The 10,599-nt window shown below is 72.2% G+C and carries 8 protein-coding genes and 1 pseudogene; 6 read left to right on the forward strand and 3 right to left on the reverse strand.

Features of this window, described 5'->3' with window-relative positions:
• Positions 1-687: pseudogene (locus tag D7X74_RS34050) on the forward strand (hypothetical protein); the annotation flags it as partial.
• A gap of 15 nt (positions 688-702) precedes the next feature.
• Here the strand turns inward: D7X74_RS34050 and D7X74_RS34055 are convergent.
• The 3 genes from D7X74_RS34055 to D7X74_RS43250 all read right to left on the reverse strand — a co-directional run bounded on the left by D7X74_RS34055 (position 703) and on the right by D7X74_RS43250 (position 4,492).
• Positions 703-1,947, reverse strand: coding sequence for a hypothetical protein (locus D7X74_RS34055; protein WP_120537173.1), 1,245 nt, complete (start codon positions 1,945-1,947; stop codon positions 703-705).
• 191 nt (positions 1,948-2,138) lie between these two features.
• Entirely contained in the window at positions 2,139-4,091 is a 1,953-nt protein-coding gene (locus D7X74_RS34060; RefSeq protein WP_147446778.1) for a serine/threonine-protein kinase, read from the reverse strand.
• A gap of 53 nt (positions 4,092-4,144) precedes the next feature.
• Positions 4,145-4,492, reverse strand: coding sequence for a PEGA domain-containing protein (locus D7X74_RS43250; protein ID WP_158622338.1), 348 nt, complete (start codon positions 4,490-4,492; stop codon positions 4,145-4,147).
• Between the two features lie 367 nt (positions 4,493-4,859).
• Here D7X74_RS43250 and D7X74_RS34070 point away from each other — a divergent pair, with 367 nt between their 5' ends.
• From D7X74_RS34070 to D7X74_RS34090, 5 genes are all read left to right on the forward strand, one after another.
• On the forward strand, positions 4,860-5,861 hold the full coding sequence (locus D7X74_RS34070) for a hypothetical protein (RefSeq protein WP_158622339.1): 1,002 nt from the start codon (positions 4,860-4,862) through the stop codon (positions 5,859-5,861).
• Positions 5,854-6,585, forward strand: coding sequence for a PIG-L deacetylase family protein (locus D7X74_RS34075; protein ID WP_120537177.1), 732 nt, complete (start codon positions 5,854-5,856; stop codon positions 6,583-6,585). Before D7X74_RS34070 ends, D7X74_RS34075 begins: the two co-directional genes overlap by 8 nt.
• Positions 6,582-8,486: a hypothetical protein gene (locus D7X74_RS34080; protein WP_147446779.1), complete on the forward strand. Its 1,905-nt coding sequence runs from the start codon at positions 6,582-6,584 to the stop codon at positions 8,484-8,486. The genes D7X74_RS34075 and D7X74_RS34080 overlap by 4 nt, the downstream gene beginning before the upstream one ends.
• A 1-nt stretch (position 8,487) precedes the next feature.
• On the forward strand, positions 8,488-9,594 hold the full coding sequence (locus D7X74_RS34085) for a trans-aconitate 2-methyltransferase (RefSeq protein ID WP_120537179.1): 1,107 nt from the start codon (positions 8,488-8,490) through the stop codon (positions 9,592-9,594).
• A gap of 169 nt (positions 9,595-9,763) precedes the next feature.
• Positions 9,764-10,450, forward strand: coding sequence for a RedB protein (locus D7X74_RS34090; protein WP_147446780.1), 687 nt, complete (start codon positions 9,764-9,766; stop codon positions 10,448-10,450).
• Positions 10,451-10,599 lie beyond the last annotated feature (149 nt).

A 10,599-nucleotide genomic window follows, 5' to 3' on the forward strand; every position in this document is an offset into this window, starting at 1 on the left:
CCCCGGCCCGTGGCGCCCCCCGCCGTCCAGCGTCCGGTGCCGCCCGGAGTGCCCCCGCGCGTGGACATCCCCGCGCACGTGGCGCCCCAGGTCCCGGTCCCCGGCCTGCCCGCGCAGGTGGCCGCGACGGGCCGGCCGCCCGCCGCGAGCCCGGGACTGCCCGTGCCGCCGCAGGTCCGCGCGCCCACGCCTCCTCCGACGCCGATGACGTTCCCGGAGGCCCAGGCGGAGCTGGCGCGAAGCTCGGACCGCGAGGACGTGGCCCGCACGGTGCTCCGGTTCGCGCTGGGCAAGTGGCGCCGGTCCCTGCTGCTGTCGGTGCAGGGCAACCTCGTGACGGGCTGGCACGGCATGGGGCAGGGCGTGCGCGACGAAGCGGTGCGCCGCATCGGTGTGCCGCTGCGCGACCAGAGCACCTTCCGGCTCGTGCGCGACACGCGCTCGCACTACGTGGGCCCGGTGAAGCGGGACGCGGCGATGGGGATGTTCTACCGGCTGCTGGGCGGCGGCTTCCCCACGACGGCGGTCATCCTCCCGCTGCTGGTGCGCGGCAAGGTCGTCCACCTGCTCTACGTGGACAACGGGCCGGATCAGCTCACCCCTCCGGACGTGGGCGAACTGCTCATCCTCTCCCAGAGCGTGGGCCGCTCGTACGAGGCGATGATGCGGCGGCGCAAGAGCGCCTGACGTCCGGGCCGTCCCTCACAGGTCCGCCGGGTTGGCCAGGCCCCCCCGCCCGCGGGCCCCGGGCGTCGCCGGCACCACGAGCCGCCGGGCCTTCTGGAACAGGGGCGTGGGTGGTTCCTCGGCCACGTACACGCCCCAGAAGTACTCGCCGGGAGCCAGCCCCGGCAGCACCACCTGTTGCGTGCTGCCTTCGAGCACGAGCACCGGGTGTTTCAGGTTCCGGTCCCGCGCCACGACGAGCCGGTAGCGGGGCTCTCCGCCGACGGACTGCCACGCGAAGACGATGTCCCGGGCCGCCGTGTCATCCGGGGCCTGGTAGTCATCCCGGGGCGCGATGAGCAACGCGCGCTGAAGCTTGCGGTCCACGTAGATGCGGCGGGCGAAGCCGGATTCGCCGGGTTGGCCCCGGGCATCCAGCGCGGCCACGCGCCAGACGAACATCCCGGGCTCGGGGGGGATGAACGTGAAGCTCTGGTCTTCCACCTGCGTGTCCACCACGCGCTGGGTGAAGCCCAGGTCTCGCGCCACCTGCACCTGGTAGCGCCGCGCTCCGTCCAACGGCTTCCAGGCCAGGGCGATGTCCAGGTCCTGGCTCCACTCGATGCGGGCATCCACGCCGGGAGACAGGCTGGCGGGGAAGGGCGGCCCGTCGTGTTCGGCGTCCTCCAGGCCCCGCGCGACCTCCAGCCAGTTGCCCGCGTCGAGCGTGCGGCGGTGCGCACCCTCGGAGAGCATCAGCCGTCCCCGGGACACGCTGAGTCGCATGCTGTTGGCGGTGCGGGTGACGCGGAACTCCGCAGGTCCATCGTGCGCGTCCACCGTGAGTTCCACCTGGCGTCCGGCGTCTCCCCGCAGGACGAGAGGGCCGTCTCGCAGCGCATCCACGGGAAGCACGCCCCGGGCGGCACCCGACTCCAAGGCCACCACCGCGCCGCCCGTGCCCCCCCCGTACGCTGGCGTGGGACGTTCCACCATCACCACGGTGCGCTCTTCCAACTCGAAGCGACCGCCACCGCGCAGCTCGATGCGCGCGGAGGCCTCGGGCCCGGTGCGCACCCAGTCGCCCGCGCGGAAGGTGGCGCCTGCTTCGAAGGGCTCCCAGAACGAGCGCGCGGTGCGCATCGTGTCGACGGGCCCCTGCGCCGCCGCGCACGTGGCCACGATGGCCTCCAGTTCCCGCAACACGGTTTCAGCGGCGCTGGCCTCCTCCGAGCTGCGCGAACAACCCGTCACCGAGGTGAGCAGGAACGCCATCGTCATGGCGCGGACCAGTGCGCCGCGAACGGGTGGACGTTTCCCCGCGCGAAGAGGGAGTGCTCGATGGGGCGCGAGCCCTTCCATCGCCGCGAAAGGAGGATGAGCACGCAGGTGCGTTGCCTCCGCGTGAATCCGCCATGGGAAAGGGAGCGGGAGCTCTTCCACCGAAGCGAACGAGAACCGGGAGCGCATGCTCATCGCTTCCTCCTTCCCGTGGTGGTGCGGCGCGCTTCGTCCTCCAGGAACTGGAGCTTCATCCGGGGGACATTCCGCTCCGGTGCCGCTTCGAGCGCGGCGCGCAGGTGTGCCACGGCCTCGGCCACGTCGCCCCGCTGAGAGGCCTCCGTCGCCAGCAACTCGAACCCGTCCGCCAGCGCCTCCAGCCGCGCCCGCACCCGCGGATCCTCCGGACGCAGCGCCCGGGCCGCCTGGAGCTGCGCCAGCGCCGTGTCCTCTCCCGCCCCCGACAGCTTCGCCACCGCGATGAGCCGATCCGCCTTCGACAGGTGCTCACCCAGGGCCGCTTCCCGCGCGTGCAGGGGCCACAGGAGCGCCGCGCCGGATGCGACCAGGACCGTGAGCGCCATCGCGCCCCAACGCAACTCCTGTCGGTGCCGCGCGGCCATCAGCTTCAACGCTCCCGGGATCCGCTGATCCACGAACCCCCACCATCTGCGGCACCGCTGGGAGCCCCGGGGCCGGTCCCTGCCACGCGCGATGCCGATGAGCGCCTCCGTCTCGCGCTGCACCCGGTCCAGCGACTCCCCGAACAGCTCGCGCATCGCCTGCACCACATCGAAGGGGGGCAGGGTGGCCCGCACGCGCTCCAGCGCCTGTCGAAGGGCCTGCGCACTGGGAGCCCGACCAGACGGATCCGGCGCGGTCGCCCATTGCACCAGCCGCTCCAGCTCCGGCGTCACCTGGGGATTGAAGTCTGACGGACGCAGGCGCCCGGAGCGCTCCGCCGCCTCGGCGACATCCCCGAACGCGTGCTGCAGCGTGAGCAGCTCGTAGAGCACCAGCCCCATGCCGTGGATGTCCCAGCCGGGCTCCGGGCGTCCCCCCGCCGCCTGCTCCGGCGCCATGTACGCGCGCTTGCCCACCACCAGCAGGTCGTTGCCGCTGGCGATGCTCGCTGATGCGACCCCCATGTCCACCAGCTTCACCTCGCCGTGCAGCCCGATGAGCAGGTTGCCCGGGCTCACGTCGCGGTGGACCAGGTGCAACGGGCGTCCATCCAGGTCGCGCTGGTCGTGCAGGTACTCCAGCGCCTTGCCCAGCTCGATGGCGAGCGTCACCGCCAGCGCCACCGGCGGCGGCCGTCCGCGCTCGCGCAGCCGCTCCAACAGGTCCGCGCCGTTGCACCCGGGCACGTACTCCATCGCCATGAAGGGCCGGCCGGCGGCGGAGCCCACGTCGAACACCTGGATGACGTTGGGGTGCTGGAGCGTCGCGCTCAGGCGCGCCTCGGTGAGGAACAGCTCCGACAGGCGCGGGTGGCGCGCGTACTCCTGGAACACCAGCTTGAGCGCCACCAGCTTGTCCACGCCCTCGGCCATGGTGCGCCGGGCGAGGAGCACCTCCGCCATCCCGCCCGCCCCCAGGCGCTTGAGCAATTGGTACGGACCGAACGTGTCGAAAGGCCGCAGCCCGCCCTGCCATGCCTCCGGGTCGCGCGCGTGCAGCAGCTCCACGTTCGAATAGTCGTGCAGGGCCGCCGCCCCCTCCACCGTCGAGCGGGGCCGGATGCCCACCGGCGTCGGCTCCTCCCGCCAGGAGTCCGCGCTCGCAGGCGCGGAGGCACCGGGCGGATCCACGGGCGCCTCCACCGGCCGCGGGGTCGGCCGTTCGTCGCGAGCGCTCACCGGAAGCGGGAGGCTTCCCTTGTCCAGCGCGACGAACTTGACGAAGTAGCCGCGCACCCAGCCGGACACCCCGTGCTCCATCACGCGCACGCGACCGGAGACGGCCGGGGCCGCGCCGTGGAAGGCGACCTGGAGCGGGAACTCCGTCCCGATGGGCTGCGGTGCATCCGCCGGCACGAACAGCCCGTGCTCCGTCATGCTCTTCCACAGCCGCGCACGGGACTCCGGCGCGTCCGCGAACGGCAACCGGAACAGCCGACCCCTTCTCCTCGTCAGCTTCACGCCGTTCCTCCCCCTTGCGAATGGTGGTGCGCCACGTCCGTCCCGACCGCCCCTCACGGCGACGCGGTCAACGTCACCTGGATGGGCTCCGGCCGGTCGCCCACCATCACCTCGGCCCGCCAGGTGGCGTGTCCCGCGGCCCGAACGCTCACCTGATGGACACCCGGCGCCAGCGTGACGAGCGACTCCAACTGCCGGGCGAATCCCACCGCCCGGCCGTCCACGAACACACGCGCGCCCTCCGGCATCACGTCGAATCTCAGCCCCGTCGCCCGCACGCGCTCCACGAGCACCGCGCGGGTCACGGGCCGTGGTGGGAGCACCACTTCCATCCGCAAGAGCGGCAGGTCCGCCATCACCGGATGGCTGGGAAGGCGCGCACAGGAACAGGTCGCGGCCATCAGGACTGCGATGAACAGACGTGACGTGCGCGGGGCCATGTCAGGGATTGGAGCGCGAGCGCGGGGGCCTCCGTCAAGGCACCGGCCCCCACGTCGCGGACGCTGTCTCCGCCCGCACAGCGCAAACCGGGGAGGCGTCTTCCGGACCCACCGGCCCAGGTCGTCTTCCCCGTGGGAATCGCGGATGTCCCCTGGTGGACGAACCGCCGCCGGTCGCGTGCAGGCGTGAGTGACAGCGCGTGTGTGCGGGGCGACCTGGGAGGTGACAGGCATTGATAGGAATTGAGGCGCGGAGGGGGTCCGTCCTGATCCAGGAATGTCAGAGGCCACCCGTAATCTGTGACGCATTCCAGCCCGAACCCCGACCATGACGACCCGACCTCTCCAGTTCGACACCGCGCCCCGGACTTCGTCGTCTTCCCCCCACGCAAGGCCCTTCGCCCCAGGGAGCGATGGCCTCATCCGGAGCCAGACACCCCGCTTCACGGACATCCAGCCGCTGCGGCTGGAGGACTTCCTGTCGGGCGCGCCCAGGCGGCGTGATGCCTTCGCCCGGACGCTGGTGGAGCACCTGTCCGAGCGCGGCTTCTTCTACCTGGAGCGGCCCGCGGCGCTGCTGGCGCGCCACGAGCTCGACGGCCAGTTCGAGCGCTACGAGGCCACGTACCAGCACGCGCTCCTGGCGCACCCGTACCTGCATGCGCTGATGCCGGCGGAGACGGTGTTCCAGACGGGCTACAACGCCACGTGGTACCCGGAGTCCACGGTGGTGCGGCAGGCCATCGAGGCCTTCATGGCCAAGCCCGTGACGTGGAGCGGCTTCCGCCGGCGCCTCGTGCCGGAGCCGGTGCGGGAGCTGCTGGTGGCGTCGGAGGACGCGTACCTCGCGTCCCACGTCGTGGGCAGCGTGCTGCTGGAGGCGCTGGAGCTGGGCTACGGCCTGCGGGCCGGGGGGCTCACGCGCCTGTTCCGCCGCCGCACGGAAGGGGCGGTGCGGTTCGTGAAGTACCACGCGCCCAGCGTCGCCCGCAGGCGGCGGGAGGTGGTGGCGCACGCGTCGGAGCCGCACGCGGACAAGAGCTTCTTCACCTTCAACCTGGGGGAGTCGCGGCCGGGGCTCGTGTGGCTGGACGGCGACGTGCCCCGCCTGATGCCCAACGACGCGGGCCACTGGCTCATCACCTCCGGCCGCTTCTCCGAAGGGCTGACGCGGGAGCTGGACGCGCCGGTGCGCGCGTTCCGCCACACGGTGGTCAACGACGGTGAGCGCGTCGTCGTGCTCGGCTTCGTGACGCCCGAAGGCGACCTGCACGACCTGCCGCTGAACGAGTGGCCCGCGCCGACGCGCATGGGAGGTCCCCGTGGCTGAGCATGCGCGGAGCGACGAGGGGGGACCGGAGCACGTGTTCTTCTCGCCCCATCCGGACGACGTGGCGCTGGGGGCGTACGCGAGCCTGCTGGGCGTGCCCCGGGGCGTCGTCCCCACGCTCGTCACCGTCTTCTCCCAGAGCTGCTGGGAGTTCGTGCTGCCGGTGGATCCGACGCGGTCGCTGGCGGTGACGTCCTTGCGGATGGGCGAGGACCGACGCTTCGCCCGAGCGCATGGCGCGGACCTGGTGCACCTGGGCTTTCGCGACACCAGCCTGCGCTCGCCTCCGGGAGGGCCCCGGGAGTCGGAGGCGGCCACGGCGGCGCTGGCCGTGCGCGTCCGGGAGGCGCTGGGGGAGGTGCTGGCGCACGTCTCCGACGACGCGGTCTGCTACGTGCCGCTGGGCATCTCCAGCCACGTGGACCACCTGCTGGTGCGCGACGCGGTGCGGGCGCTGCGGGGGGACCGGGGGCGCATCGTCTACTACGAGGACCTGCCGTACTCCGCGCACCACCCGGAGGATGAGATTGTCGACTACGCGTGGGCGCTCGGATTGGCGCCCCGGTGTCTGGACCTGACGGAGCTGTGGCCCGCGAAGCTGCGGGGGCTGTCCTTCTACGCAAGCCAGTTGGAGGCGGCGACGCTGCCCGCGGTGGAGGCGCACGCGCGCAGGTTGGGCACGGGCCGCAAGCTGTGCGAGCGCGTCTGGACGGTGGCCCCGTGAGCGTGGAGGAACCCGCCGCGCGCGGTGAGCTGCTGGTGCACCTGTCCTACGAAGCCACGCGCACGCTGGGCGGGATGGGCGTGGTGCTGGAGCACCTGCTGGCGGCGCCCGAGTACCGCGCGGCCTTTCCCCGCACGCTGCTGGTGAGCCCCACGGTGCGTCCGTGCGGCCTGGGCAGCTATGCGCCGGAGGAGTCGCTCGCGCACGACCTGGAGGCGCACGGAGAGGTGCTCTACAGCGGCCTGCGCCGGCGCAACCCGGAGGCGTGGGCGCGGGTCTTCCAGCCGGTGGAGGCGCGGCACGACGTGTCGTTCATCTACGGCAGGCGCGACGCTCCGGGCGGTCCGGTGGAGGTGCTGCTGGTGGACCTCACCGACGTGCTCCGGGGCTACCGGGTGCGGCTGGGCACGCTGCCCTTGTTCCTCCAGCGGTTGCACACGCTGCTCGGGGTGGACCTCCCGTTCGACTGTCGGGGCGGACGCCCGGCGCCGTGGCGGGCCCTCTCGCGCGTGTGGCGCGGGCTGTACGGCACGAGGCTGGGCGCGGCGCCGTGGCTCAACCGGCTGTTCCGGCGCGCGGTGCACCACGGCCTCCTGGACGCGCCGCCGTTGGACCACGACGCGATGCTGGCCATCACGCTCGCGGAGCCCGTCTTCGACGCGGTGGCGCGGCTGCGCTCCCAGGACGGCGCGGGGGCCGTCGTCCTGGCGCAGGAGCACCTGTCGTTGCCGCTCGCGTACAAGGCGCTGCTCGACGGGCACGACTGGTGCCACACCGTCTACTACGCGGGCGAGGTGCGCACGCCCCGGGTGCTCGTGGAGTACGGCGAGGCGGGGCAGGGCGCGTCCGATGCGCGCTTCTACAACGTGCAGCGCCTGGGGCTGGAGCAGGGCCGGACGTTGGATCAGGTGTATCCGGTGGGCACCTGGCCCAACTTCCAGATCCTCCGCAACGGCCACCTGTGCGAGCGCGTCGGCGCGGTGAGCGCCTCCGTCGCGGACGAGCTGCGCTTCCTCGACCCGCGCTACTCGCTCCAGCCCGTGACGGTGGTGCCCCACGGGCATCGCCTGATTGAAACGGAAGGGGATGCGAAGGAGGCCGCGAGCGTCCGGGTGCTGCGCCATGCGCGCAAGCAGTGGGGCCAGGACTTCCGACTGCTGCTCACGCACATCTCCCGGGACGAGGTCTGCAAGGGGCTGTGGCGCGACGTGGACGTGTGCGAACACCTGGCGGAGCTGCTGCCTCCGGAGCGGAGGCCCGCGCTGCTCGTGATGGTGACCGAGTGGAACGAGGCGGACCCGTCCGACAACCTGCGCCACGTGAAGGCGCGGGTGGAGGCGTTCAACGCGCGGGGCACGGGTGTGCACATCGCCCTGGTGAACCAGCCTACGTGGCCCGCGGGCCTGGACTTCACGCGGGACGACCTGCACCGCGCGACGGATGTTTCACTGGGCCAATCCCTGTACGAATCCCACGGGCTGGCGCAATTGGAAGCGCTGGGCTGTGGCGCCATCTGTGTCATCTCCGGGGCCAGCGGTGCCCGGCGCACCCTGCGCGAGCAGTGCGAGGCCCTGGGCCTGTCGGAGTCCGCGCACCCGAACCTCGTCGTGTCGGACCCCGTGACGGACGCCCGGGAGGCGGGGCTCGCGCGGACGGTGGAGGGTTGGAAGGCCCTGCCCGCCACCGTGCTGCGTGAGCAGGAATCGCGCACCGCGCGGCGCGTGGCGGAAGAGGTGGTGCGCCGCCTCCCGCGCGATGCGCACGAAGGACGTCTGTTGTTGGAGACGGGCCGGGCCCTCGCCGAGCGGATGCGGTGGGAGCCGCTCATCCGCGAGCAGTTGCTTCCCCTCATCCGATTCCCTGCGCGCGAAGCGGCGGCGGGATCCGACTGGAGTGCCTGACATGACGGAGACCCAGAAGGCCGCGCCGCTCATCGTGGTGGCCCACCCCGAGGACGTGGTCCGGTTGTTCAGCACCGTCGCCGGGGGCGCCGACCTCGCGGTGGTGACGGAGGACGGAGGCGCCGGCCGGGAGCTGGAGGCGGTGGGCCGGGCGTTGGGAGCGCGCAGCACGCACCTGCTCCTGTCGCCGTCGGAGATAGGCCCCTGGTGCCGGGAGCAGCGCGAGCAGGGGGAGCGGCGCGTCTTCACGCACAGCCCGCAGGAGGAGGCGCCGTTGCACCGCGAGGTGGCGGTCCTCGTCAGCCGCGTCTTCGACCGGCTGTGGGTGCCGGCCACGGGCGCGCGTCCCACGGTGTGCACGGTGCTGGACGACGCGGCCTTCCAGCGCAAGCTCGGCCTGCTCAACGCGCTGTACCGGGAGCGCCCCGACGGAGCCCAGGGCGGAGCCTGCACGGACCCGCTGCGAGACGGTCCCGGCATCGAGGCCTTCACGGAGGTGCGCTCCACGGACATGGTGCGCGCCCTGTCCCTCACCAAGCCGGAGATCTTCTCCGAGCTCGCGGACCCATGGGGCTTCGCCCAGTCCACCTACGAAGCGGAGCGCTTCGCCCTCACCGCCAGGGTGCTGGAGTCGCTGCGCCACGCCTCGCCTCCACCCCGGCGCGTGGTGGACGTGGGCGCTTGCGAGGGAATGATGACCGAGCACCTGCTGACACTCTTTCCCCACGCGAGCGTCCAGGCCGTGGAGTCCGAGCCCCGCTTCGTCGCCCGCCTGCGTGAACGGCTGGGGGCCCAGGCGCGAGTGCGCATCGTGGAGGCGTCCGTGGAGGACGTGGCCCTGGAGGCCGACCTCGTGCTGCTCGCGGAGGTCCTCTACTACCTGTCCGACGACGCGGGCCGGGACCTCCTGGACCGCGTGCGGGCCTCCCACCTGCTCACGTCCTACGGAGGAGGCTTTGGCGCCAAGGTGCACGAGGCGCTCACCGAACGCGGCTGGAGGACCGTCACCTCCGCGACACTTCCCGGCCGCATCGAACCCGTGGATGGCGCCCTGAGTCCGTTGCTGGTGCGACGAGCAGGCACCGAAATCCGCCTTTGGGAACGGTGATAACAGGGATTCAAAGGCATACGCCCAGGCTCTCCGGGAAGGAAGTACGAGGATTTCTCAAGGCTCGTGATTTTCTCAAAAGTGGGCACACTTCCTTGTCTCAAGGTCTGGGCCTGCCTGCTTGAATGCGTATTGCCAATGACACGGGGACTCTCCAGCATGGCCGTGCATGGCCGCCCCGGTAGATGCCCATGGCCCCCTGGATACCCCGGCCCGGGTATCGCGTGACGAGGGTCTGAAACAGTTCGCGCTGCGTCGCGTGGCCCTGCCGTGGTTCGTGGGGCTCTGGTTGGCGGCGTCAGCGCTGGGCACGGGGCTGATGTGGTCGCACGCGAGCGCGGCCGGCCCTGCGGCGACGCCGCCCTCGCGCCTGCCGGAACTGCTCGCGCCCGTGCGCGGCCCGGGTGCGTGGTCGCTGCTCGTCTTCCTCCATCCCCAGTGTCCCTGCTCGCGCGCGACGCTCACGGAGCTTGCGAAGCTCACGGCCCACGCGGGCGGTCGGCTCGCCACGCGCGTGTTCGTCTGGGCACCGAGCGAAGCGCCCCCGGACTTCGTGCGCTCGGAGCTGTGGACGCGCGCCCAGGCCCTGCCCGGCGTGGAGGTGGTGGCGGACGTGGATGGGACGGCGGCGCGCGAGCTGGGCGCGCGGACGTCCGGCCAGGTGGTGTTGTTCTCGCCGGAGGGGGAGGAGCGCTTCAGCGGAGGCATCACCCCCGCGCGGGGCCATGAGGGCGACAGCGCGGGCAGCCTCGCCATCCGGGCGCTCGTGGGCTCGCAAGCACCGGGGAGCCCCGCGGCGCCTGTCTTTGGATGTGCCCTGGAAACACCCCCGCGTCCGTCTGGCGAGACCCCGTGATGAGAATCCACCTGTCCGACGCCGACGTGGCCCTGCGGGCGCGGCAGCTCTTCGAAGCGCAGTGTCTGGCATTGAGCCAGCGCACCGACCGGACCTTCATCGTCCTGATGGTGTTGCAGTGGGTGGGTGGGCTCGCGGCGGCGCTGTTC

This window comes from Corallococcus sp. CA047B (genome assembly GCF_003612065.1).
Lineage (GTDB): Bacteria > Myxococcota > Myxococcia > Myxococcales > Myxococcaceae > Corallococcus > Corallococcus praedator.

Bases quoted from the DNA above. Each gene is read 5' to 3' on its own strand.
- D7X74_RS34070 (WP_158622339.1), top strand. From the start codon at position 4,860: ATGACGACCCGACCTCTCCAGTTCGACACCGCGCCCCGGACTTCGTCG.
- D7X74_RS43250 (WP_158622338.1), bottom strand. From the start codon at position 4,492: ATGGCCGCGACCTGTTCCTGTGCGCGCCTTCCCAGCCATCCGGTGATG.
- D7X74_RS34085 (WP_120537179.1), top strand. From the start codon at position 8,488: ATGACGGAGACCCAGAAGGCCGCGCCGCTCATCGTGGTGGCCCACCCC.
- D7X74_RS34090 (WP_147446780.1), top strand. From the start codon at position 9,764: ATGGCCGCCCCGGTAGATGCCCATGGCCCCCTGGATACCCCGGCCCGG.
- D7X74_RS34055 (WP_120537173.1), bottom strand. From the start codon at position 1,947: ATGACGATGGCGTTCCTGCTCACCTCGGTGACGGGTTGTTCGCGCAGC.